Source organism: Paraglaciecola mesophila (assembly GCF_009906955.1).
Classification (GTDB): domain Bacteria; phylum Pseudomonadota; class Gammaproteobacteria; order Enterobacterales; family Alteromonadaceae; genus Paraglaciecola; species Paraglaciecola mesophila_A.
The window spans coordinates 4,618,673-4,643,640 of the sequence record NZ_CP047656.1 but is presented as its reverse complement, the minus strand read 5'-3'; the positions used below and the strand labels follow the sequence as shown (position 1 = coordinate 4,643,640).

The 24,968-nt window shown below is 42.9% G+C and carries 21 protein-coding genes and 7 tRNA genes; 12 read left to right on the top strand and 16 right to left on the bottom strand.

All coding sequences use genetic code 11. The features are described from left to right. Nucleotides 1-30: 30 nt before the first annotated feature. On the bottom strand, nucleotides 31-501 hold the full coding sequence (locus tag FX988_RS19900; protein ID WP_160181812.1) for a hypothetical protein: 471 nt from the start codon (nucleotides 499-501) through the stop codon (nucleotides 31-33). A gap of 804 nt (nucleotides 502-1,305) precedes the next feature. Here FX988_RS19900 and FX988_RS19895 point away from each other — a divergent pair. Beyond that, nucleotides 1,306-2,487, top strand: a complete 1,182-nt coding sequence (locus FX988_RS19895; protein ID WP_160181811.1) for a diguanylate cyclase — start codon at nucleotides 1,306-1,308, stop codon at nucleotides 2,485-2,487. A gap of 241 nt (nucleotides 2,488-2,728) precedes the next feature. Next, nucleotides 2,729-3,787: a CobW family GTP-binding protein gene (locus FX988_RS19890; protein WP_160181810.1), complete on the top strand. Its 1,059-nt coding sequence runs from the start codon at nucleotides 2,729-2,731 to the stop codon at nucleotides 3,785-3,787. 50 nt (nucleotides 3,788-3,837) lie between these two features. On the opposite strand, the gene FX988_RS19885 is transcribed toward FX988_RS19890, so the two are convergent. Together FX988_RS19885 and FX988_RS19880 are read right to left on the bottom strand one after the other, a co-directional pair. Further along, nucleotides 3,838-4,239 (bottom strand): LysR substrate-binding domain-containing protein, encoded by a 402-nt coding sequence (locus FX988_RS19885; protein WP_254700667.1) that lies wholly within the window; start codon nucleotides 4,237-4,239, stop codon nucleotides 3,838-3,840. A 174-nt stretch (nucleotides 4,240-4,413) separates the two neighbouring features. Next, complete coding sequence (locus tag FX988_RS19880; RefSeq protein ID WP_160181809.1) at nucleotides 4,414-5,511, bottom strand: AI-2E family transporter; 1,098 nt, start codon at nucleotides 5,509-5,511, stop codon at nucleotides 4,414-4,416. A gap of 192 nt (nucleotides 5,512-5,703) precedes the next feature. On the opposite strand from FX988_RS19880, the gene folX reads away from it, so the two are divergent. After that, on the top strand, nucleotides 5,704-6,069 hold the full coding sequence (gene folX / locus FX988_RS19875; RefSeq protein ID WP_160181808.1) for a dihydroneopterin triphosphate 2'-epimerase: 366 nt from the start codon (nucleotides 5,704-5,706) through the stop codon (nucleotides 6,067-6,069). 17 nt (nucleotides 6,070-6,086) lie between these two features. Next, on the top strand, nucleotides 6,087-6,980 hold the full coding sequence (locus tag FX988_RS19870) for a TIGR01777 family oxidoreductase (protein ID WP_160181807.1): 894 nt from the start codon (nucleotides 6,087-6,089) through the stop codon (nucleotides 6,978-6,980). 145 nt (nucleotides 6,981-7,125) lie between these two features. On the opposite strand, the gene FX988_RS19865 is transcribed toward FX988_RS19870, so the two are convergent. Next, nucleotides 7,126-9,654, bottom strand: a complete 2,529-nt coding sequence (locus tag FX988_RS19865; protein WP_160181806.1) for an ABC transporter permease — start codon at nucleotides 9,652-9,654, stop codon at nucleotides 7,126-7,128. A 3-nt stretch (nucleotides 9,655-9,657) separates the two neighbouring features. Continuing rightward, the gene (locus FX988_RS19860; protein WP_160181805.1) at nucleotides 9,658-10,383 is read right to left on the bottom strand and encodes an ABC transporter ATP-binding protein; all 726 of its coding nucleotides are present in this window, start codon (nucleotides 10,381-10,383) and stop codon (nucleotides 9,658-9,660) included. Between the two features lie 14 nt (nucleotides 10,384-10,397). Between FX988_RS19860 and FX988_RS19855 the strand changes: the two genes are divergently transcribed. Together FX988_RS19855 and FX988_RS19850 are read left to right on the top strand one after the other, a co-directional pair. After that, the gene (locus tag FX988_RS19855) at nucleotides 10,398-11,039 is read left to right on the top strand and encodes an arylesterase (RefSeq protein WP_160181804.1); all 642 of its coding nucleotides are present in this window, start codon (nucleotides 10,398-10,400) and stop codon (nucleotides 11,037-11,039) included. Nucleotides 11,040-11,405: 366 nt separating this feature from the next. Further along, nucleotides 11,406-11,621, top strand: a complete 216-nt coding sequence (locus FX988_RS19850) for a hypothetical protein (RefSeq protein ID WP_160181803.1) — start codon at nucleotides 11,406-11,408, stop codon at nucleotides 11,619-11,621. Between the two features lie 81 nt (nucleotides 11,622-11,702). Here the strand turns inward: FX988_RS19850 and dusC are convergent, their stop codons facing one another. The 8 genes from dusC to gltX all read right to left on the bottom strand — a co-directional run bounded on the left by dusC (nucleotide 11,703) and on the right by gltX (nucleotide 16,216). Continuing rightward, nucleotides 11,703-12,635: a tRNA dihydrouridine(16) synthase DusC gene (dusC, locus tag FX988_RS19845; RefSeq protein WP_201751608.1), complete on the bottom strand. Its 933-nt coding sequence runs from the start codon at nucleotides 12,633-12,635 to the stop codon at nucleotides 11,703-11,705. Nucleotides 12,636-12,729: 94 nt separating this feature from the next. Beyond that, entirely contained in the window at nucleotides 12,730-12,837 is a 108-nt protein-coding gene (locus tag FX988_RS21955; protein WP_254700796.1) for a hypothetical protein, read from the bottom strand. Between the two features lie 185 nt (nucleotides 12,838-13,022). Further along, nucleotides 13,023-13,469 (bottom strand): hypothetical protein, encoded by a 447-nt coding sequence (locus FX988_RS19835; protein WP_160181801.1) that lies wholly within the window; start codon nucleotides 13,467-13,469, stop codon nucleotides 13,023-13,025. Nucleotides 13,470-13,618: 149 nt separating this feature from the next. Continuing rightward, nucleotides 13,619-13,694, bottom strand: a tRNA-Glu gene (locus FX988_RS19830). Nucleotides 13,695-13,933: 239 nt separating this feature from the next. After that, nucleotides 13,934-14,009: transfer RNA gene (locus FX988_RS19825), tRNA-Glu, on the bottom strand. A 328-nt stretch (nucleotides 14,010-14,337) separates the two neighbouring features. Then, nucleotides 14,338-14,413: transfer RNA gene (locus FX988_RS19820), tRNA-Glu, on the bottom strand. A 206-nt stretch (nucleotides 14,414-14,619) separates the two neighbouring features. Next, nucleotides 14,620-14,695, bottom strand: a tRNA-Ala gene (locus FX988_RS19815). 111 nt (nucleotides 14,696-14,806) lie between these two features. Beyond that, on the bottom strand, nucleotides 14,807-16,216 hold the full coding sequence (gene gltX, locus FX988_RS19810) for a glutamate--tRNA ligase (protein ID WP_160181800.1): 1,410 nt from the start codon (nucleotides 16,214-16,216) through the stop codon (nucleotides 14,807-14,809). Between the two features lie 507 nt (nucleotides 16,217-16,723). Between gltX and FX988_RS19805 the strand changes: the two genes are divergently transcribed. The 4 genes from FX988_RS19805 to FX988_RS19790 all read left to right on the top strand — a co-directional run bounded on the left by FX988_RS19805 (nucleotide 16,724) and on the right by FX988_RS19790 (nucleotide 19,528). Next, nucleotides 16,724-16,799, top strand: a tRNA-Val gene (locus FX988_RS19805). Between the two features lie 68 nt (nucleotides 16,800-16,867). Beyond that, nucleotides 16,868-16,943 (top strand) — tRNA-Val (locus FX988_RS19800). A 384-nt stretch (nucleotides 16,944-17,327) separates the two neighbouring features. Beyond that, a tRNA-Val gene (locus FX988_RS19795) sits at nucleotides 17,328-17,403 on the top strand. Between the two features lie 508 nt (nucleotides 17,404-17,911). Beyond that, nucleotides 17,912-19,528 (top strand): response regulator, encoded by a 1,617-nt coding sequence (locus FX988_RS19790; protein ID WP_160181799.1) that lies wholly within the window; start codon nucleotides 17,912-17,914, stop codon nucleotides 19,526-19,528. 11 nt (nucleotides 19,529-19,539) lie between these two features. On the opposite strand, the gene kynU is transcribed toward FX988_RS19790, so the two are convergent. The 3 genes from kynU to FX988_RS19775 all read right to left on the bottom strand — a co-directional run bounded on the left by kynU (nucleotide 19,540) and on the right by FX988_RS19775 (nucleotide 23,077). Continuing rightward, on the bottom strand, nucleotides 19,540-20,784 hold the full coding sequence (gene kynU / locus FX988_RS19785; protein WP_160181798.1) for a kynureninase: 1,245 nt from the start codon (nucleotides 20,782-20,784) through the stop codon (nucleotides 19,540-19,542). Continuing rightward, nucleotides 20,784-21,713 (bottom strand): alpha/beta hydrolase family protein, encoded by a 930-nt coding sequence (locus FX988_RS19780; RefSeq protein WP_160181797.1) that lies wholly within the window; start codon nucleotides 21,711-21,713, stop codon nucleotides 20,784-20,786. Before FX988_RS19780 ends, kynU begins: the two co-directional genes overlap by 1 nt. A gap of 179 nt (nucleotides 21,714-21,892) precedes the next feature. Further along, complete coding sequence (locus tag FX988_RS19775; protein WP_160181796.1) at nucleotides 21,893-23,077, bottom strand: thiolase family protein; 1,185 nt, start codon at nucleotides 23,075-23,077, stop codon at nucleotides 21,893-21,895. A 277-nt stretch (nucleotides 23,078-23,354) separates the two neighbouring features. On the opposite strand from FX988_RS19775, the gene FX988_RS19770 reads away from it, so the two are divergent. Beyond that, complete coding sequence (locus FX988_RS19770; RefSeq protein WP_007989754.1) at nucleotides 23,355-23,750, top strand: MerR family transcriptional regulator; 396 nt, start codon at nucleotides 23,355-23,357, stop codon at nucleotides 23,748-23,750. Next, nucleotides 23,747-24,916, top strand: a complete 1,170-nt coding sequence (locus FX988_RS19765) for an isovaleryl-CoA dehydrogenase (RefSeq protein ID WP_160181795.1) — start codon at nucleotides 23,747-23,749, stop codon at nucleotides 24,914-24,916. Before FX988_RS19770 ends, FX988_RS19765 begins: the two co-directional genes overlap by 4 nt. Nucleotides 24,917-24,968 lie beyond the last annotated feature (52 nt).

Sequence of the window (24,968 nt, the reverse complement as noted above, 5' to 3'; positions counted from 1 at the left end):
GGCCTTTATCCAAAAAACACTGGTTAAGCGTTAAGCTTGGCCACCACATTTGCCTTCGCCGCACTTGCCTTCTTTGGCTGCTTTGTCGCCGCCACATTTGCCTTCACCGCACTTGCCTTCTTTCGCTGCTTTATCGCCACCACATTTACCTTCGCCGCACTTGCCTTCTTTGGCTGCTTTGTCGCCGCCACATTTGCCTTCACCGCACTTGCCTTCTTTGGCTGCTTTGTCGCCGCCACATTTGCCTTCACCGCACTTGCCTTCTTTGGCTGCTTTGTCGCCACCACATTTGCCTTCGCCGCACTTGCCTTCTTTAGCTGCTTTGTCGCCGCCGCATTTACCTTCGCCGCACTTGCCTTCAGCGACATCTTGCATATAACCAGATTCTAAGGTTTGCATCCCAAAAGGTGCCGCATTAGCTTGAAAGCTAACAGCTGCTAGAGAGCCAAGTACAACTGCACCCATTGCTGTAGCGATAGTAGTTTGTTTAATTTGTTTCATATTTGACACCTTAAGTAGAATTAAATTTTTGAATGTAAAATTGCTTACAAATGATTAGACCCAGCGAAGTAAATGAATATTTCATTGATGTGAAAATATTTACATTCACGCGAAATCTCCTCCCTGAAACCTATCTTCACATGCAGTGTAGACCATGATTTATTCAAGCGTAATTTAAATTAAAGGTATCAATATCCCTACACGGTTACCTTTTTAAAACCGTAAAGCGCAGCTTTAAAAATGGCGTTTTTCTTTTCAACGCTCAGTGCCTATAACCCAATAGTTATCATCACTGCGATTAGAGCAAGGTTATACCAATTCCATTAAATAATTAACCACTCAGCGAAAATTTAAAAGTACTTAATCAAGGCGCTCAAATGAAGTAATAGTGGTGCTCTTTCGAGTTTGAGCAACACAGAGTAAGTACTTTTAAAATTCGCCCGAGGGGAATTCCCCAGCGGGTATTGCACTACGTTCTCGGTATTTGAAAGGGAACAACCATTACTACACACCGACGCCTTGTTCAAAACCCGCTGGATGAATTCTGAGAGGCCAATTATTTAATGTAATTGGTATTATATAGGTGCAGATAGTTAATGTGTCTTATCAGCTGAGTGACATACTGTCAGATGAAGAACGCACTATTAAGTTGCTGACTAAAATAGACTAAGTGCTAATAGCAAAACCTCGATATTCATCGTATAAAAATTTGGTGGAACTGAATGTAGCTAGATTGTCGGGTTTGATTTCTATTGAAGTAAAACGTTCTAGCGTCTCTATTTAACACTAACTTAGTCAAAAACAATGAATACAAAGCAAACCAAAGGGATTGAGATAGAAAATCCTAGCAAGTACATGACACTAACATACGCTGTATCTCTAACGATAATCGCGCTCTTATCTGGTGCGGTTCATTTGATGTTAGACCAAGTCATTGAGCAGCAAAGCCAGACTGGTAAGATTGTTAATATTAGCGGCCAGCAACGAATGCTTTCCCAGCGTGCGGGTTTGTTTGTACTTCATCACCTGCAAACAGGCAGTCATGACTCTAAACTCGTCGCTTTAGATGCCGTGGATAAAATGCTCATAAATCAAAATTTTTTACTACAGCGCCATAAAGAAAATCAACATGCTGATTTTTCAGCAGAGTTAAACGCACTCTATTTCAATCCACCGGATAACGTACAACAGAATGTCATTAAATTTGCTGACACCATCAAAGGTATTTTAACTTCCCCGAATGAATTAAATGCAGCTAACCTAGATAAGCAAAAGCAATATGTAGTAGATGTTGCTAAAACCTCTCTTTTAGAGTCTCTTCACAGTGTGGTAGAGCAGTATGAAAAAGAAAGCTTGGAGAAAGTCGACGAGCTGCGGTTTGCGCAAAATGTGGTGTTTTGGATAATCATTTTTACCATTCTCATTGAAGCCATATTTATTTTTAGACCTATGGTGGCAAAAGTGACATTGTTCGCCTCTAAATTGCAACGCGAGGCTAACTACGATGCACTAAGTGGCATATTTAACCGCCGCGCATTTAATTTACAGTCTGCGCAGCAGTTTAATGTCTCGCGCGAAAACGACCAACCCCTTAGCGTGCTGATGTGTGACGTGGATTTTTTCAAAAACGTCAATGACACGTATGGGCATAGCACGGGTGATGAAGTGATCAAAAGAGTTGCTCAAGTCATGCTTGAGAATACACGTAATTCCGATGTAGTCGCCCGCTATGGAGGTGAAGAATTCATTGCACTATTGCCCAGAACCTCTAAGCACGAAGCATCTATCGTAGCGGAAAAAATTAGACGTTCCATAGAGGGCATTGAGATTAACATCGATAATCATCAACTCCGTTTCACCATCAGCGTTGGTATTAGTGACCTGAAGCCAAGTGATACCGATATCGCTAATGTTATTCTACGTGCTGATGAAGCACTCTATAACGCTAAGGAATCAGGTAGAAATCAGGTGATACTGAGTGCTTAATACCACATTAATAAATTAGCACTACGAATAGCAACTTAACTAAGAGGAGTCATGATTCACTGACTCGTTTGTTTGATGCGCTACCCATAGATTTGGCTCCCCAAACACACTCGCCTTCGATCACGTCACGAGATACGTTAAATTTTTTGCTAGGTGAAAATTCACGAGAGGATATGCGCACTCAAAAAATTGTTATAACATCACATGTTAAATTCCACGCTAAACTGAGAAGCACCCATTGATGTTGACACCTCAATCTTCAGCTATTCCCACTAACATCATTACCGGCTTTTTAGGTACGGGCAAGACAACACTCATAAAGCAATTGTTAGCACTGAAACCCGCAACAGAGCGCTGGGCAATTTTGGTAAACGAGTTTGGCGAAGTCGGCATTGATGGTGCATTTTTCAAAGGTCGACCTGAAAACGATGTTTATATCAGAGAAGTACCTGGCGGTTGCATGTGCTGTACGTCCGGTTTGCCGATGCAAATAGCCCTAAGTCAACTGATATCTTATGCAAAACCTCATCGATTGTTGATTGAGCCAACGGGTGTCGGGCACCCCAAAGAGGTACTTGCTACGTTACAGCAACCACATTATCAAAATATGTTTGCCATTCAGGCAACCCTTACCTTGGTAGACGCCCGCTCGATTGCACAACGTCGCTATCGTGAAAACCCAATTTACCAAGAACAACTGTCTATTGCGGATCTGATCATTGCCACCAAAACCGACCTGTATAAAGGCGATGAACAAACACAATTAAAGACGTATCTCGATGCTCAGGGATTGATGAAAACACCGTTAATGATGCTGAATGATCCTCTGAAAGATTTATCAATATTTGATTCAACCCAAGATTGCGCTGAACGACAACAGTCAAAGAAAGAGCATGAACAAGCGAAGACTTTTTCTCAATATCCCCAGCATGCACACTCTCACGGGAGCAGCCCTGATACTTCCCCTGATTGGCAGCGCACGCTTGAGGAAAAAGGTGCAGTGATGATCGAAAATGCAGCTCAAGGTTTTTACTCTCAAGGCTGGGTGTTTAGTGGCAGCAAAATATTCAATTTCAAAGAAGTCATGAAAGTGCTTAGCGGCATTGAAGCGGATAGGCTAAAAGCAGTCATGATCACTGAAAAAGGTATTTTCGGCTTTAACAAAGTGGATAATGCACTAACCTGCACAGAACTGGATGAATGTTCAGATTCACGCCTTGAAATTATCGATATTCAGTCAGACAGAGTGACAACCGCAGTGCGTGAGTTACAAAACACCCTTTTTGCACAGGAAGCCTAACGCAGAAATCATCTCTGTTAAAGCCTCGGAATAAAGCTACACTAAGAGTATCACATTTCAGCCTCAAGCTTTGGCCTCACCTCAGGAAAATACGCTACAACATAATCAATAAACGTTTTCAATACTGGGTTAACGAGGCGATTAGACACATAACGCATATTGATTGGTAACGGCTCTGGCCTAAACTTTCTCAACACTTCTACAAGCGTGCCTTTGGCCAATTTGTTTTTGAACGTATACTCCTGGTAAAACGCGACACCATGCCCTTTTTTGGCAAGCGAAAGAAGGGCTAATGACTCATTTGCGTCAATATCACCCGCGACTTTTACATTCTTTATCCTACCCTTGATCTTGTATCCCCAACGATTGGCAGATGACAGGTTTCCTAATTTTACGCCCACTAGAGTTGTATCTGCTAGATGGCTAACAGGCAGCGCTATATCAACTTCCACTTCGATTAACTCGACTTTTTGTTATACAAAAACACGATAACTTCAGGTTTGGAGAGTCTCGCATAAATCCTGCCACTCAAATAGAAGGGGGCATCTAACAATAGATGCCCCCCTTTTTAAATAACCTACCTTTCTAAGTGTATTCATCAGCTTTTTAAAGCTGCTTACAGGGTTTTATTGCGCGTCTTTGACTCGCTCACTATTGTCTTGACGTTTTTCCTCATCAACCTGCTCAAGCTCTTTTAACTCCGGACCATCACTGGCTAAGAGCAGAGCTATCCAGCGGGTGTCTTGCCCTGACTCAAGGCCGATCTTGACGATCATGGTCAAAGGAACTGACAGTAGCATGCCTACTGTGCCTAACAACCATCCCCAGAAAATCAGCGACAAAAACACCACTAATGTCGACAAACCTAGACCTCGGCCCATATACCTTGGCTCTATAATATTGCCCATTACCGTGTTGGTCACCACAAACCCCAATGCCGTTAAGCCGGCAATACCAGGGCCTAATTGTACTAGCGCCAGCAAAACAGCTGGGATGGCGGCGAGAATTGAGCCTATGTTTGGTATGTAGTTGAGCAAGAATGCCATCATTGCCCACAATAGGTAATGATCAACCCCTAAAAAGTACAGCCAAAGCCCTATCACCAACCCCGTACCTAAACTTACCAGTGTTTTGATCGCCAAATAATTCTTAACAGACAATAGAAACTTGTCGATTTGGCGCATTTTCATATTCGGATCATCTAAAGCAATATGGATCTTACGAGGAAACGATTCCGCTTCGAACAACATAAACACCACAATAAGAAGAATTAATAAGAAATTCGTCAACACCCCGCCCAAACTAGTCAATAAGCTAGTAGCCATGTTCATAGCTGCGCCGGGATCTAAATAAGACAGTAATTGGTTTTTATTAATCTGTATGTTGAAATCGTTTAGACGACCGATCACAAAGGAAAATTGCTCGACCAATTGCTTCCGGTATTTCGGCAAATTTTCGCTAAAGTCATTCATCGACTGGCCTACAAGTCCTGCAAGCATAAAGCCTAATATAACAATGAGCAGTATAACCAAGACCACTGACACGGCTCTTGGGATCCTGTACTGGTTGGCCCAATTAATAATTGGGCTACATGACATAGCAATAAAAATCGATAATAAGAATGGAACGACGATAGTACTTGCGGCTTTTATGCCAGCCAAAACAACCACAAGTGATGCAAGTATTAACAGCACTTTCAGCGAAGGGGAATATTTCATTTGCATGGTTTAGCTCACTTGTAGAATAAATGAAAAAATTAACGGAAAGTATGCTTACTTTATAGCCTTACGTCGTGTTTTTAGTATTATGAGGCATATCAATGACATCTTGATAATATCCATGTACAAAACAACAAAAAGATATTAACGTACTGATTTTAGGTTATTTTTACGTCGTAAAACAAGAGTGGTAATAATATGAAGTTAAATCCAGCGACGATCCGGATAAAAAATTTACGTTTACGTACCTATATTGGTATTAATGAAGATGAAATAATTAACAAGCAAGATGTCGTCGTAAATGTAAAAATTGAATATCAGGCAGATCAAGCAACTGACTCAGACAACATGGACGATGCCCTTAATTACAAAGTCATCACAAAGCGCATTATTCATTTAGTTGAGGACAATCGTTTTGCGTTACTGGAAAAATTAACCGCTGATGTCTTAACGATCGCCGCCGAACACCCAAGGGTGACATATGCCGAAGCAGAAGTGGATAAGCCCCATGCATTGCGCTTTGCTGACTCGGTTTCTCTATGTCTTTCATGCTCTAAAACGTAACTTAATAAGGATTTTCTATGCGTATTTTGATTACTGGAGGTACAGGATTAATCGGTTCTAATTTAATCCCTAAGTTGAAGCCAAACGATATCACAGTGGTCACGCGCAATGTTTCGCAAGCGGAGCTGGTATTAGGTCACAAAATCACCTTAATCTCGTCATTGGATGATTTCGAGAACCTTGATGGCTTTCACGTCATTATCAATTTGGCTGGCGAACCCATTATAAGCAAACGCTGGACAGATGAACAAAAAAAGCGCATTGAACAGAGTCGATGGGAGCTCACCGAAAAGCTTGTTTCACTGATAAAAGCCAGTAGTCAGCCTCCTGCACTATTCATTAGTGGTTCAGCAATTGGTTACTACGGACACCAAGGCGACAATATTATTGATGAAACATTCGACTCCCCACACGATGAGTTTAGCCATCAATTATGTGAAAGATGGGAGTTCTTGGCCAAACAAGCTGAATCAGCGCACACCCGTGTGTGTATTGTACGCACAGGCGTTGTCCTAACTCGTCGCGGTGGTGCATTAGTGAAGATGCTACCTCCCTTTAAGTTTGGTTTGGGTGGCCCAATGGGATCAGGGCAACAGTACATGTCGTGGATCCACTTAGAAGATATGTTAGATGGCCTGATATATTTAATTGAACATACGCAGTGCAAAGGGATATACAATTTTACCGCGCCTAATCCCGTTACCAATGAGCAATTCAGTAAAACTTTAGGTGCCGTGCTACACCGTCCGGCTTTTTTACCTATGCCCTCTTTCGCTCTGCGCCTGATTATGGGTGAAGCAGCCGACCTCTTATTGAACGGGCAGAGGGTGATACCGAAACGATTACAAGAGGACGGTTATCAATTTCATTATCCTGAGCTTGAGCATGCATTAGAGTGCTTGCGTCTATAGCGCTAGGCAACAATCTTGCGTTTCTATATGCCTTGCATGAAGTAAAAAATATACCCTACATTAAGTAGAAAAAGCCGATAACGAATAACGCGTTATCGGCTTATTAACGGTTTGAGCTGTCTGTTTTACCAATTTCAGTAAATAATTAGACCATTTGACGCAATAAGTGGCTGGTATTAAGGCGTAACAAGCGCCAGCAACCTATAATGCCTAGAGCCCCAACAACGATCGCACCGACAACTGGGGCAATAAACCAATACTCCCAATGCAATACTGCTTCCATTTCAAATATTTGGCTTTGTAAAAAGAACAAACTCACTTCATTGGAAAACGCCGCCATCAGTCCAGCGACTAGCCCAATAATGACAAATTCGAACAACACACTAGCTCGTATTAAGCGTCCTTTGGCCCCTAACGTGCGCAAGATAGCAAGCTCTTGCTGGCGTTCATCCATACTCGCTTGCACTTGAGCGATCAATACTAATGCCCCAGCAGCTAGCACTAATACTAATATAAACTCTACCGCCAATGACACTTGCTGCACTATCCCGCGCAGCTGCTCAATGCGAGCCTCCACGTCAAACAAGGTGACACTAGCAAAGGGCTTCATCAGTTCAGTAATATCTGATTTGCGTGATTTATCTAAGTAAAAACTCGACAAATACGTTGGTAAATACCCAGTCATCGCCTGAGGTTGAATGACAAAGAAAAAGTTTGGCTGCATGGTTTGCCAATTCACTTCACGTAAACTCGACACTTGCGTATCGATGATCTCGCTGCCTACATTAAAGGTTAATTTGTCGCCTAATTTAATATTCAGCCTGTCTGCAATGCGAGCTTCGACAGAAACACCATACAATCCACTTGCTAAAGGTTCACCCGATTCAAACCACTTACCTGCTACAATCTCGTTTTCAGGTTGAAGGGTATCACTCCAGGTTAGGTTTGCTTCACGGCCCAGCCCTTCACGGCCTCGCTCTTGTCCTGCTTCTTCGTCTTCTTTGGTGACTGCAGTAGAGACTTTTTCGTCATTGATTGCCACGAAGCGACCACGCACCACAGGATAGAAGTGTTCTATATGGACTTCTTCATTAGCGAAATGTGCTTTTAATTCGGGCAACTGCTGCTCAGTGATATTCACTAAAAAATAGTTAGGTGTACCTTGTGGGAGCTGATTTTGCCACTGAGCAATCATGTCATTACGCATGACCAGCACAATTAACAACAGCATAATGGTCACGGCGAAGCTAATAAGTTGAATGGCGTTATCCATTGCTCGGCGACGAATACGTGCCCATGCTAACTGCCACGCGCCCATCTTACCTTGACCAAGCCTTCGTCCTACCCAAATCAGCCCAAAGGTTACTAGCAGCAAACTGATCACCAACAAGATACCAGAGCCAAACAAAATCGCACTTAAGCCTAAGTCACCACTGTAAGCCCACATCAGACTGAAAATGGCCCCGCCTGAGGCTAAAAATTGGATAAAACGCGAACTCAGCGAGGCCCCTAAATCACGGCGTAAAACACGTAGCGGTGAGACCGAAAAGAGTTTAAGCAGCGGATAAAGTGAAAACAGCACGGCACATATTGCCCCAGTAAACACAGCAATAATCAGCGGGCGCCAGAACCAAACATCTAATGACACATCAACGCTGCCTGCTAAAGCCCATACCACTATTTGCTGGATCAAGAAACCGAGCACTGTGCCTATGGCTATTCCAAGCAATGTAATAAACGTGATTTGCAACAAATAAACTTGTTGCACCATTTTTTTACTCGCCCCTAGGGTTTTCATGATGGCAACTGGGTCATAGTGGCGTTGGCTGTATCTTTGCGCGGCAACAGCAATAGAAACAGCCGCTAAGACAATCGCCAACAAGCTAGCCAACAGAAAGTATTGCTCGGCTCTTGCGATAGAACGACCAATAGCTGAGTCATCATCACTAACAGATACCCAGCTTTGCAGCTCTTTATCAAGTTGTGGCATTAACCAGTCGTAGTACGCATCTAAATCGCTATCACTGCCAGTAAAAAAATAACTAAACGACGCTCGACTTCCTGGTCCAATAATATTGGTTGAGGCTAAGTCTTGCTCACTGATCAAGACTTTTGGGTCACCACCAAAAACACTGAAACCTGCATCCGGTACTTCAGATAACACTTTGCTGACGGTAAATGCCTTGTCGCCAACTTCAATAACCTGTCCTAAGCTCAACCCCAAGTTTTGAAATAAGCGAGATTCAATCCAGGCATTACCTGGGGCTGGTAACGAATTTATGGCCTGTCCTGGCGCAAAAGGCTGTTCGGCTACTTTCACTGTCCCCTTTAATGGATAACCTTGGGCAGCGGCTCTTAAGTCAACCAACATCATATTATCGCCAGAAAATGCCATTGAGCGCGTATAAACTTGATTCGCTGTATTCAAATTAAATTCTTTGGCTTTTTCAATCCAGCTTTCATCCACTGGTTTACGAGATTTAAGTACCCGGTCTGCTGCGATAAACTCAGCACTTTTATCCGTTAACGCTGACTGTAAGCGTTCACTAAAAAGCGATAGGGATAACACTGAGGCCACGGACAAAATAATTGCCAGTAAAATAATGGTTAACTCGCCGCGCTTCGCTTCGTGTTTAAATAAACGCCAGGCTAAATTTAATGTTTGTTTAGTCATGCACTACCCTACTTGACTTTGCGAAATCACCGCACTATGTGTTGTGCCTGTATTATCATCTGATAATGATACTTCGCTAAGTTCACCAGCGTTCATTAACAATTGACGTTGGCAGTGTTTAGCCAATTCATTGTCATGTGTTACAAGTACTAGGGTAGTATGAGAATCACGGTTCAAATCAAACAATAACCGTTCAATTTTGTCGCTATTGGCGGCATCTAAATTGCCGGTTGGTTCATCAGCAAACAAGATTTTCGGTTTCGTGATAAACGCTCGCGCAATAGCAACTCGTTGCTGCTCACCACCTGATAGCTGATTAGGATAATGATCGCCACGATGCCCTAAGCCGACTTTATCTAGAATTTCTTGACCAAGTTGTTTGGCGTTATTCAACCCCGCGATTTCAGCAGGTAACATGATATTCTCTATCGCCGTTAAACTTTGTACCAACATGAAGCTTTGAAATATAAAGCCAACCTTCTCACCACGTAATTGCGCCCGCTGCTCTTCATTCATTTCATGCAAGGCTTGACCGTCGAGGAAAATATTTCCGCTGCTTACTTCATCAAGTCCCGCAAGTAAGCTCAATAATGTAGATTTACCGGAGCCTGACGCACCCACTATGGCAATCGACTCACCTGCCTTGACTTCAAAACTAATTGGCTTGAGGATTGAAAGTTCACCTTGAGATGTAGTAACCGTTTTTGTGATCGCGGACGTTTTAATCATATTCAGGAGCCATAGTGTTTAAATTGATAGTAAATTCATTGCGCAAGCGCGCCAAAGTCGTATTGATTCTTTTACCTATATTACTGGTTTCAGATCAGCTTTGGGCGAAATCGAGTAAATTGCTCATATTAGGTGATAGCCTAAGTGCAGGTTATGGGCTGACGCAAGCACAAAGCTGGGTAAGTTTGTTACAAGATGCGTGGCAAAAAAGCAACATAACCGTGGTAAATGCGGCGATAAGTGGTGAAACGACCGATGGCGCATTGGCTCGCTTACCAAGGCTGTTGAACCAGCATTCCCCAAGCCATATTTATGTTGAACTGGGTGGAAATGACGGTTTACAAGGTCATTCAATCAGTAAAATGCGCAACAACCTAATGGAAATTGTAAAGTTGAGCCAAGAATCAGGTGCAACTGTTATTTTACAAGAAATGCAAATTCCTACTAATTATGGGCGCAGATATACCGAACTTTTTACTAAGGCTTATTCTACTATTGCCGAAGAACGCGACGTCACATTGCTGCCGTTTTTTCTCGCTGATATCGCTTTGGATACCAAATTGATGCAAGCTGATGGTATTCATCCAAATGCCGAAGCGCAGCCAATCATTGCCGAGTCTATGCGAGCGGCCTTGAGCCCTCTGGTGATTGAATAAGAGCGTTTTGCGTTTTGCGTTTTGCGTTTTGCGTTTTGCGTTTTGCATGGAATAAAAAAGAATGCAACGCTAGACTAATACCGTTCCACGTCAATAAGTGATCACTCAGCGAGAGTTTAAGAGGGCTTAAACAAGGCCCATGACTGAATGAATAGTGGTTCTCTTTCGAAGTCATGCAAGGCAGTGTATGCCCTTTTAAAACTGGCCTGCAAGGAATGCTTTTACTCTGCGCTCTCACTATTTGTAAGGGAACAACCATTACGACATAGCGACGCCTTAATCAAAAAACCGCTGGACGCACTCTGTGGGGGGCAATTATTAATACGGATTAGTATAATAAATCAGAAAAATTGAAGGGGAAATGTGATGGAAGTGAGCTCTACAGGTGCAAATAACTTGCAGACCAATGTGCCTGCACCTAGACAAGAAGTCCGTGCATCTAGACCAGAAGCAGAACGAAATACAGCGCCGCAGGACACACAAACCTTGTCAAGTTCCTCGTCGACCCAGCAAGCTAGTGCAGCTTCTCAAACCAATGATCCTAATCAACGGGTTGGCTCGATTGTAGATATACAAGTGTAATAGTCACCTCAGCTTGCAGCAATTAGCTGATAACCATTCCATTAAATAATTGCTAAGTGGTTAATTATTTATTGGAAAACGTTACCTTTGTTGCTGTAACACTTGAACAATTTCATTCGAATCTCGCAGCCTACGCACTTGCATAAACAAGTCTTCGGCTTGTGGGTATTGACGTGACAAATAGCCTAGCCATTGTTTTAAACGGTTAGGAAAATACTTACCTTTGTCACCAAACAATTCATAACCTGAATAATCGATTAGCAACTGATTGACTTGAGACCAGTTCATCACCTCCTGCTGACCACGTACCACACGCGCCAAGTTTGGCATGGCTAAAATACCTCGGCCTAACATAATATCTTGGCAGTTTGATTGGGCTTGGCAGTTTATCGCATCTTCATAGGACCAGATTTCGCCGTTCGCTATAATGGGAATATTCACTTTCTGTTTAATGTCTGCAATCCATGACCAATACGCTGGCGGCTTGTAGCCTTCCATTTTTGTTCTGGCGTGAATAACCAATAAATCTGCACCTGCTGCTTCAATAGCGGCGGCATTTTCAAACGCAAGGCTTTTATCGTCAAACCCTAGTCGCATTTTAGCGGTAACTTTGTGTTCACTAGGAACAGCTTGTCGCACTGCGCTCACAATATCGTATAAAGTTTGTGGTTCACGCAGCAGTACTGCGCCACCTTTACTTTTATTAACTGTTTTAGCTGGACAACCAAAATTAAGATCGACACCGTGAGAACCGAGTTCTACTGCGCGCACTGCATTTTCAGCTAACGGTTGAGGGTTTTGCCCCAATAATTGAACCCGAACAGGTGTGCCGTTCGGGGTATATCCATCATTATGTAATTCAGGGCATATGCGATGAAATACCTTTTTAGGCAGTAAACTATTCACCACCCTCACAAATTCAGTGACACACAAGTCAAAGCCGCCGACTTTACTCAACATGTCTCGCATTAGGTGATCAACCACCCCTTCCATCGGTGCTAAAATGACTTGCAACTTATTATACTCAATTCTAAAGGTGAAAATTATAATCAAAAACAACAAGGTTAGAGTGATACGCAAAGGCGATACATTACAAGGATGCCGCTAATCAATCCGCCTCGATATTAGGGCGATGCTTTCTGCGTGAACAAGCAATAAGAATTTCTTTTTTCCGCTTTGATGAAGCCGTGCCCCAGCCAACAATTTCATCCAGCATGCGAAAACATCCCACGCACATATCTTGCTGATCAAGACAACAGTTTCGTACGCAGGGGGAATCTATTTCCTTACTCATCATAAAAAACCTCTTGATTAACGTGTATGCATATATCTAAGTAATAAAAATATAAATCCGAATCGCTAAATCACTACTAATCTGGATAAGGGCACAAGATAAATCAATTAATCGCCTTCTAAAAACCTGTTTATCTGTTCAAAACTAACCTTATCATCGACAAATTTAACTTGGTGTAAATAAGCAATGGCTTCAGTAGGTTCTAGAAAGCGCTTTGGTACAATACCTGATGCTTGAAAATAAGGGAGTAAGGCATTTCCCTGCTCCAAGTCATCAACAATCCAACATTCAAGTTTCTGGTTACGTCGGTCAAGTTGCGTTTTTAACTTAAATGGCGAAGCGCTAACAGTCTCAGGTACAATCCAACCACGCATATCAACTAAAACAGCCCAAGTGTTTCCGCGCATAGAATGCATGGCTTCCCCGAGTTCTGACAAATAGGCCATGTCAGTCTGTAAAGTCCAAGTACCTTTTGTTCGCACGACAATCAGGCGCTCATTGATACGGATTTTATAATGTGCCGGGGAATCATCGAGGGGTTTAATCATATTCATTACAGCATTAAGTCGTTTAGCTTTGCCTTCATAGGTGTAACCTTACCTAGCAGGGGGCATGTGAACAGACTCCCTTAACTAATATTAGTCACTCCCAGAATGCTAGAAATACAAAAAAAGCCGCACATGACTGTGCGGCTTTTCTTATATGGCGTCCCCAAGGGGATTCGAACCCCTGTTACCGCCGTGAAAGGGCGGTGTCCTAGGCCTCTAGACGATGGGGACAGAAAATCGTTTTCGAAAGCATGCTTTCGAGATTTTCTGTAAGGCGAAGTGAGCCAGCGAACTGAGCGACCTTACCTTACACAAAATCGATAATTTCTCAAAATAACATCGAGCCTGCGAGAGGAACGACTTAATTTTACAGAAACTAAAACTCTGTCAAACATATCATTCACTGGCCTAGGTATGCCGTGAATGTCCTTGTTTTAATACATAAACCCTATCCGTAGGTTTATTTTAAATGGCGTCCCCAAGGGGATTCGAACCCCTGTTACCGCCGTGAAAGGGCGGTGTCCTAGGCCTCTAGACGATGGGGACAGAAACTTTGTTCATCGAAGCAAGCTTCGATAAGTTTCTGTAAAGCGAAGTGAGCCAGCGGACTGGGCAACCTTACCTTACAAAAACAAAACTCTGTCAAACATATCATTCACTGGCCTAGGTATGCCGTGAATGTCCTTGTTTTAATACATAAACCTTATCCGTAGGTTTATTTTAAATGGCGTCCCCAAGGGGATTATAAAATACATCCTGTATTTTACCGCTTCGCGGCCGTGCTACGCACGTTCAAATTCGTTCCTTACGAATTTGTCGAACTAAGGATTCTCATCCCTTGTGACGCATAAATGCGTTCACTTCGTTCTTTATATGGCGTCCCCAAGGGGATTCGAACCCCTGTTACCGCCGTGAAAGGGCGGTGTCCTAGGCCTCTAGACGATGGGGACAGAAAATCGTTTTCGAAAGCATGCTTTCGAGATTTTCTGTAAGGCGAAGAAAACCAGCGAACTGAGCGACCTTACCTTACACAAAAACGATAATTTCTATAAATAAAATCGAGCCTGCGAGAGGAACGACCTAATTTTACAGAAACAAAAATCTGTCTAAATCTTTACATTTACTGACCTAGGTATGCCGTAAATATTCCTTGATATGGTGGAGCCAGGCGGGTTCGAACCGCCGACCTCTTGCATGCCATGCAAGCGCTCTCCCAGCTGAGCTATGGCCCCAAACTAAAGCTTCTAAGCAAACCTGCTTTGACTTAGTGGGCGTCATTCCCTGACAGCGGGCGCATTCTAGGCACCCCCCCCTTTTATGTCAACGACTTTTTTAAATTTTATCTATGATTCTTGTCTGTTTGCTATATATATGAGCGCTTTGTCTATACGTTGAGCAATTTGCTCAGGTTTTAACAAATTTAATGTCACATCGAGCGAAGGTGAATTTCCTGAGCCTGTTACAGCAACGCGCAAAGGCATACCGACTTTGCCCATACCAACACCTAAGTTTTCCGCAGTTTGATTTATTGCACCATGAATAGACTCTACATCCCAAGTGGTTAATGCCATTAAAGCAGCCTTTACTGTCTCTAATGGTTCCTGTGCTACTGGCCGTAAGTGCTTTTTAGCAGCCTTCTCGTCGAACGCTTCATATTCTTGGTAAAAATAAGTACTGATCTCAGCTAACTCTTTTAATGTCTTGACTCGATCAGCTTGCACGGTAATAACGTCTTCCAAATTAGGCCCATCCGTTACATTTATACCTTGCTGCTCAAAATGCCATTGTGCATAAGGCAGGACCTCGCTCACAGGTAGTTCCTTAATATAGTGCTGATTCAACCATATCAATTTATCTGTATTAAAAGCAGATGCTGACTGACCTATCGCGTCTAAGCTAAACAATTCGATCATTTCTTCTTTTGAAAAAACTTCTTGATCACCATGAGACCAACCCAAGCGAACTAAGTAGTTCAATAAGGCTTGAGGTAAGAAACCGTCGTCGCGGTATTGCATGACACCAACCGCGCCATGACGTTTAGACAACTTCTTGCCGTCGTCCCCTAATATCATAGAAACATGAGCATATTCAGGTACAGGGGCTCCTAAAGCTTGTAGAATATTAATTTGACGTGGGGTGTTATTAATATGATCTTCACCTCTAACTACATGGGTGATCCCCATATCCCAGTCATCCACCACTACGCAGAAATTATAGGTGGGCGTACCATCGCTTCGTAAAATAATAAGATCATCTAATTCGCTATTTGAAATTTCAATGTTTCCGCGAATATGATCTTTGATAATCACCGAGCCCTCTAACGGATTTTTAAAACGAATAACAAAAGGCTTCCCTTCTGGGTGATCGGTCCGATCACGCCATGTACCTGGATATCTCGGTTTTTCACCGTTGGCTTTTTGCTTTTCACGGATCTCATCAAGTTCATCACTGGTCATAAAACACTTGTAGGCTTTGCCTTCCTCGAGCATTTCATTTATGAGCGACTTGTATCGATCGAAACGCTGAGTTTGATAATAAGGACCATCGTCCCAAGTTAAGCCCAGCCACTCCATACCTTCTAAAATTGCATCAATTGCTTCTTGGGTGGAACGTTCAATATCCGTATCTTCAATTCGAAGTACAAATTTCCCCCCCTGGCTTTTTGCATAAAGCCAAGAATAAAGTGCAGTACGTGCACCACCAACATGTAAAAAACCTGTAGGGCTTGGAGCGAAACGGGTAACCGTTGTCATTGTATAAATAATCCTATTACAAAAAATTGGTCGTATTTTATCAGTCAATAGCCCCGAGAAGAAAGGGCAAACATGCAATGCATCAGATTGTTTTAACGATCTGTCGTGATGTCCCTTGTTTCACTCAATTAAGTTGCCAATTAAAATGCGTACCTTGTTTTTAAAAACGAGCCAATTCGACCTTTAAATGGCAGCCCAGTATTGAGTCTAGTTTTTTTCGGTATCGGTAAATAGCACAAGTAAATTTTCAATAATGCGCACGCTCAATGCTCGATTTCCCCTCACGCATCAAAATATCACCCAGAGAACATTGAATAATTGCACCTTTATCAGACCGGCTTTAACGTATTGGGTCGCTATTCATTACGTAAAATGAACAAGATTTAAACCATCTGTCTATTTTTAAGGCACTTAAACACTTTTTTTAAATTACAGTTGACACTCACAAGAGCATACCTATAATAGCGCTCCACTTACCGAGGCAACTCAGTAAATGAAACAAAATACGGTCGCTTAGCTCAGTTGGGAGAGCATCGCCCTTACAAGGCGAGGGTCACTGGTTCAAGCCCAGTAGCGACCACCACTTTTCGACAAGAAACGGTCGAGAGTCACTGATTCAAGCCAGTGTATGTATAACGTTTCAAAAAATATGGTCGCTTAGCTCAGTTGGGAGAGCATCGCCCTTACAAGGCGAGGGTCACTGGTTCAAGCCCAGTAGCGACCACCACTTTTCGACAAGAAACGGTCGAGAGTCACTGATTCAAGCCAGTGTATGTATAACGTTTCGAAAATATGGTCGCTTAGCTCAGTTAGAAAAAGAGAAGAGCATCGCCACTCTCTACAAGAAACGGTCGAGAGTCACTGGTTCAGTCAGTGTAAGTACAACGTTTCAAAAAATATGGTCGCTTAGCTCAGTTAGAAAAAGAGAAGAGCATCGCCACTCTCTACAAGAAACGGTCGAGAGTCACTGGTTCAAGCCAGTATATGCATAACGTTTCAAAAATATGGTCGCTTAGCTCAGTTAGAAAAAGAGAAGAGCATCGCCACTCTCTACAAGAAACGGTCGAGAGTCACTGGTTCAGTCAGTGTAAGTACAACGTTTCAAAAATATGGTCGCTTAGCTCAGTTGGGAGAGCATCGCCCTTACAAGGCGAGGGTCACTGGTTCAAGCCCAGTAGCGACCACCACTTCTTATGTTTTATTCCCTTTTTTAAAAATACAAAATAACTAAGCAGCATACTTGCTTCTGCGATAAGCATCGCTGCTTTCACAAAAGCACAGGCGACGTGGTTCAAGCCCACTAGCGACCACCACTTCTTATTTTTTATCGCCCTTTTTTAAAAATACAAAATAACTAAGCAGCACAATTGCGTCTGCGATAAGCATCGCCGCTTTCACAAAAGCACAGGCGACGTGGTTCAAGCCCAGTAGCGACCACCACTTCTTATTTTTATCCCCCTTTTTTAAAAATACAAAATAGCTAAGCAGCACAATTGCGTCTGCGATAAACGTCGTCAGCCCCTAGAGTTTATTTGTCTATAAGATTTGACTCCCCTCGCCTCCCCCACAGCTAACGATAAATTAGTATAATTAGCCTCTTGTCTTGGCTAAATTTAATCATTGTTGCTTATTTGTACTTATAATTATCAGGGAAAGTACGATAACCTTTAATAATCAACCTTTTGAAGTATTTATATGAATCCACTGATTGCTAAAGAAACCAAAGTATTGATCGTTGATGATCAGGTTCTCGCTAAAGGGTATATGAAATACTCATTAGAAGAGCTTGGTTTTAGTGATATTACCTATGTGGATAAAGTGCACCTTGCCCTGAACAAGATCCGTCACCAGCGCTATGATCTTATTGTTTGCTCATACAATTTAAAGCACGAGCAAGATGGTTATTACTTTTATGATGAAATAAATCGAAATGGTGAATTACCCTTAAGTACGGCATTCGTGTTTATCAGTGCAGACACCACAGCGGATTTAGTGCAAAGTATTGTTGAATTACAGCCTGATGATTTTCTCGCAAAACCCTTTACAGTAAAGGAGTTAGACCGACGCTTATCTCGTATTCTTGGCCGAAAACGGGCACTGCAAAGTGTGTACTGGTGTATTGAAAAAAAGCACTATCCTAAAGCGCTATCCGAGGTTGAATTATTTTTAAGTGAGCCAAAGAACGCCGAATTTTTCCCTTTGGCGTTAAAGATAAAGGGCGAAGTTTTACAGTTGTGCGGCCACTACACACAGGCCAGAGTTTTTTATAAAGCTATCCTCAATGTACAAACATTCACTTGGGCGCAGTTAGGTTTAGTGAAAACCTACCTCCACTTAAACGAAGATGAAGCCGCCGAAAAACTCGTGTTACGTCTAGCTTTTAAACCCGAGTCACAATTAGCCGCCTATGACTTACTCATGTCACTGCAAATTAAACAGGGTGACTTTGACACGGCCCTTGAATGCGTTTTGATGGCATCCGAAATATCACCAAGGAATATTAGAAGACATAAAACAGCTTTAGATTTATCCCGAATCACCCACGATTACTATACTCAATTTGAAGCAGCCAAAAAGGTCGTTAAATTTGCCAAAAACTCCATTCACGACATGCCTGAGCATTATCTAAATGTTGCGCGAGCTGGTATCGATTACGCTATGACCGCTGATGAAGAACAAACCAATGCCTTAATAAAGCAAGCTAACGAGTATATTCGTCAATTTCGCCAAGCATTTCCAAAGGCGGATATGCAAGATCAGGTGAATGTCATCAATGCTAGGCTCATGTATTTATCCGATGAGAAAGACAACGCAAAATCTTTACTCGAACAATTAGGTAACGAGAATTGGGAAAGTGAATCAATCGAAGCCCTTTTAGATAAAGCCAAAGCGTTTCATGAAATAGGAATACACGAACGTAGCCAAGAAATACTTAGTGAAATAATGCGTCGCTGCGAAGAAAGTGAGCAAGGCAATGAAATATTTCTGCATTACGTTGAGCAGGAGCAAAAGGAAAAGCGCCAAATCAAACAAAGTTCTAAGGAGTTAAACAATGCAGCGGTACAGCACTTTCAACAAGGTGATGTTGATAATGCCCTGCACACATTCACAGATGCGTTCACCTTAATGCCTAAAAAACCGTCTATCGCCCTGAATTTGCTACAAGTGATTACGATTAAACGGCTGCATACTGATGATGCGTACCAAAAAACAATCCAACGTTGCGTTAAGACGGTCGAAAACGGCCCGCTAAATGATGAACAAGAAAATCGTTACGTCAAAATTCGCGAACTATTAGACGATATCGCATAATCGCTTTCGTCCTAAGTCACTTTATGATGCACATTGAACTGGGCTTGCAGATAAATTTTCTGTTCCATAATGTGTGTAAGTGTCTGAACACTATCTTGTATATCTTGATAGCGTAAATATAAGGGAGTAAGCCCAAAGCGCAGAATATTTGGCGCGCGAAAATCAGCTATAACGCCCTTGTCAATTAACGCTTGGCAAATACCATGCGCATGTTCATGGGAAAATGCCAATTGACTCCCTCGAGCTTGAGGAGCTTTTGGTGATTCCAGTTTCAAATCAGCTAACTTCTCCTCTTCTTCTACCAGCGCAATAAACAGCTCACCTAACGCTTCAGATTTCTCCCGTACTTGTTGCATATCTACGTCGTTAAATACGGTCAAAGCGGCGTCAAGCACACTCATCGAAACCACACTAGGTGTACCGCATAAAAACTGCGTTATGCTTTGGGATTGAGCATAACTTTGTGAAAATGCAAAGGGCTGTTTGTGTCCCATCCACCCTTTCAACGGCTGTGTTACCCGCGACTGAAGGTGTGTTGCAACATAAACAAATGCCGGAGCGCCAGGGCCGCCATTAAGGTACTTATAACCACAACCTACCGCAAAATCCACCTCACAATCATCTAGCCTTACCGGCAATGCACCCGCGCTATGAGCAAGATCCCAAATGACCAAAATACCTTGTTCATGAGCCTTCTGCGTTATGCGTTGCATGTCTAACAAGCGACCAGAACGAAAATCAACTTGAGTCAACATTAATACCGCCACTTCAGAGGTAAGGGCGTCTTCAAGCCCATCTTCACTGACCAGGTTAAGATGACACGCATCCTCACCCAATAACGAAGCCACACCTTCAACCATATACAGATCTGTTGGAAAGTTGCCGGCTAACGACAATACTACCGAGCGAGACGGCTGTAGTGATAACGCACTGCTCAATACTTTAAATAAATTAATCGACGTAGAGTCACAACAAATCACTTGCCCAGGTCCAGCCCCAATCAAGGGAGCAATCTTCTCACCAACTGTGGTTGGCAGATCAATCCAGCTATGTTTATTCCAACTGGTAATGAGATCATTTGCCCATTGCCGCTCTAACACTTCTTTTGCACGCTCTGCTGCCGAGAATGGCATTGGTCCTAAAGAGTTTCCATCAAGGTAAACACCTTTTTCAGGAAGCTTAAACAACTGACGTTTATCAGCCAGTGGATCAATCAAATCCCACTGCGCAATTTGCTCTTCACTTACCTTGCTCATTACTCATCCAACTGTTGTTTTAATGCTGACAAAAAAACTTGATACGCATTTGTTTCAGGATGGAGCCAATCAAAGTGTCCTGCCTCCTCGACAATCAAATACTCAAATCCACTTTTTTGCGCTTCGCTGACTTCCACTATTTCGTCGGCTGTGCCTTGCAGCAACAAGGTTTCAGCAGGCAGAGTATAATTTGTGGGTGTAGCAAGCTTATAAGCCTTCATTTTCTGTTCTGCGCTACCTGCAAAAAATGTAGATGTCGCCGCTTGGCAACTATTTTGTCCTTGTGAATAACCAACCACATCCACTATAGCCGCCAATCCAATTACGCCTTTTAACCTTGCTCCACCTTTAAAAACATGCCGCTGCTCAGCACTTGCGAGCAATGCAAGATGACCACCAGCTGAGTGCCCCGTAAGCACCACATTGTTTAAATCAATTGGATATTCTTTAAAGGTTTGAGCGAAGCTCACTCCTTTTAATACATCATTTAAACTTCCGGGCCAGCCACCACCTTCATCGCCTGTGCGCCTGTACTCTATGGCCCAGACCGCGTAGCCCTCCTCTACTAACGCCTGACTTAACGCTACACTGTGGCCAACCCCATACGCGTTTAACCAACAACCACCATGAACAAAAATAACCAATGGGGCTTTTTCTGCTCTCTTTGCGCCTTTTCCGTTTAACGGTAAATATAGATGGCCGTACTGTAACGAATTTTCACCATAGGCGATTTTCTCGCCGGTATCTGCTTTTGAGCTCAGCTTCATAACTTGCGAAAATGTGACTTGATTCAATGGGCCATTAGGTAAATCGGCTTGCGCTGGCATAGACTCGTTTCGTTTTTGCTCGCTATCGCGGTTTGGCGCATGTGTACTACAAGCCACTAGTGACATGATTAAAAGTAGAAAAACACCAGAGTAAAACGTCATTTTCCCTCCCTAGATTGCAGTTCATTCAAAGATATTTAAGGCTGGGAGTAAAACAGAAGCAGATAGGAAATTAAAGCGCTATAAGGAATAAATCAGAGATACAACTAAAAGCCGATCCTCATCCACAAAGAAGGTGGCGCAATAACGCCACCTCAAATTACATCAGTAAAATACCAGTATTACCCTAGCATTTCGAATGCGATCGCTGTTGCTTCGCCGCCGCCAATACAAATGGCAGCAACACCTTTTTTCAAGCTACGTTGTTTAAGGGCATGTAGCAAGGTCACGATAATACGAGCACCTGACGCACCAATTGGATGACCAAGGGCGCACGCTCCGCCTTTAACATTGACTTTTGCTGGATCTAAACCGAGCTTGCTCATACCTAACATAGTGACCATGGCGAAGGCTTCGTTGATTTCAAATAAATCGACGTCTTCTTTTGACCAACCAGTTTGTGCGAATAGCTTTTCAATTGCTCCGACAGGGGCTACGGTAAAGTTCTCAGGCTCGATCGCATTAGAGCTATGCCCGACAATACGCGCCAGCGGTGTATAGCCCTTCTCAGTTGCTTCGGTTTCACTCATTACCAGTAAAGCAGCGGCACCATCTGAGATGGAGCTTGAATTTGCCGCGGTCACTGTTCCATCTTTGGTAAACGCTGGACGCAACGAAGGTATCTTCTCAGGACGAGCATTTCCAGGCCCCTCATCGTTTTCAATGACAACTTCACCTTTGCGTGAAGATATGGTCACAGGGCTAATTTCGTCTTTAAATAAGCCATTAACTATCGCGTCATTCGCTTTTGTTAAAGAGCTCAGTGCAAATTCATCCATTTGCTCACGAGTCACACTTTCTTCATCCGCTTTAGACTGCGCAAAACAGCCCATTGCTTTACCGTCATACGCATTTTCCAAACCATCAAGCATCATATGATCAAGCATTTGACCGTGCCCCATACGATAACCTTGGCGCGCTTTAGGTAAAATATAAGGGGCATTAGACATACTCTCCATACCACCCGCTATGATCGCTTTCGCACTGCCTGACTTAATTAAATCATGAGCAAGCATGACCGCTTTCATGCCAGAGCCACAGACTTTATTCAGTGTTATCGCCCCACTAGCGAGCGGTAAACCTGCCTTAATACTGGCTTGGCGAGCAGGTGCTTGGCCTAATCCCGCCGGTAACACACAGCCCATGATGACTTCATCAATCACCGGCTTATCTTGACCTGCTTCCTTTAGAGCAGCAGTAATTGCACTTGCCCCTAGTTCACACGCGCTGAGTGTTGACAAACCGCCCATAAACCCGCCCATCGGTGTACGTTTTGCACTAACAATAACCACTGAATCGTTATTCATTAATCTATCTCCACATTTTTATGATACAGATGCACCACTATAAGCCACTAACAATAAAACAAATAATACACAATTAATTAAATTAAAAACCAAATATATAACTAATTTTTACATCTTGCTCTGCAAGAAAAATATTTTTCACCTTTCAATGTTGACGAATTGTAACTCATACTTTACCTTTACGTTAACTTATCCTTTACGTTAACGTAAAGTAAGATAGAATAAAAATTAATATTTTATTGTTTAACAACGTTTCATTTTGTCATAAGGCAGTCTCATGACCGAAAAACTTTACACCATAGGTGAGTTAGCCAAAGAGTTAGATATCACCTCACGCTCTATCCGTTTCTATGAAGAATCAGGACTGCTTAATCCTACTCGAAACGGCCAAAATCGTGTTTATAAGAAAAAGGACAAGGTACGGTTGAAACTTGTATTGCGCGGCAAACGCTTGGGTTTTTCGTTAGCCGAAACAAAGACCCTTTTTGATTTGTATGACAGTCATCAAAACTCTGAGGCGCAACTTGAAACTATGCTGCAAATGACAGAACAGAAACGCGCTGTAATGACCCAACAACTAGAAGATATTCAAGCCTTAATGATGGAGCTCGACGAAGTCGAAGCTCGTTGTAAGGACGAACTCACTACTATTAAGCGAGGAAAAATCGCATGAATGCTCCCTACCCAACGCTAAACTTCGGCCTAGGCGAAGACATCGATATGTTACGTGATCATGTATACAACTTTGCCCAAGGAGAAATCGCTCCCTTGGCTGAAAAATCAGACATCGAAAACGGCTTTCCTAACCAATTGTGGCCCAAGTTAGGGGAAATGGGACTGCTAGGTGTAACCGTTGCAGAACAGTATGGTGGCTCGAATATGGGCTATTTAGCCCACGTTATTGCGATGGAAGAAGTTAGCCGAGCTTCAGCAGGCATCGGCTTAAGTTACGGAGCACATTCTAATTTATGTGTGAATCAAATTCATAAAAACGGTTCAGATGCACAAAAAGAAAAGTATTTGCCTAAACTGGTCAGCGGCGAACACATTGGTGCCTTAGCCATGAGTGAGCCAAATGCAGGGTCTGATGTGGTGAGTATGAAACTTCGCGCCGACAAAAGGGGCGATCAATACGTCTTAAATGGCAACAAAATGTGGATCACGAACGGCCCTGACGCAGATGTCTTTGTGATATATGCAAAAACAGATATCAGCGCTGGCTCAAAAGGTATGAGTGCATTTATTGTTGAGCGCGGCACGCCTGGCTTCACTCAAGCCCAAAAACTGGACAAGCTTGGTATGCGTTCATCAAATACCTGTGAATTGGTTTTCGAAGATTGCTCTGTGCCAGCGCAGAACCTGATCCGTAACGAAGGAGATGGTGCACGGGTACTTATGAGCGGCCTTGATTATGAACGTCTGGTGCTGTCTGGAGGCCCACTGGGTATTATGCAAGCATGTATGGACTTAGTCGTTCCTTATATTCATGACCGCAAGCAATTTGGCCAATCTATTGGTGAATTTCAATTAATCCAGGGAAAAGTCGCTGACATGTATACCCAAATGAATGCTGCAAGAGCTTATGTTTACACAGTCGCTCGGGCTTGCGATCGCGGCGAAACGACCCGTAAAGATGCCGCTGCGGTCATTCTTTATTCTGCAGAGTTAGCAACGAAGATGGCACTCGATGCAATTCAGTTGCTCGGCGGCAATGGTTATATTAACGAGTTCCCTGCCGGACGCTTATTGCGAGACGCCAAACTATATGAAATTGGCGCAGGTACATCAGAGATCCGCCGTATGCTCATAGGCAGAGAGTTATTCAAAGAATCTGCTTAATGTGACACTCCTCACATAAGTCTGATTAGATCATTAATGTCAATTGCCACAC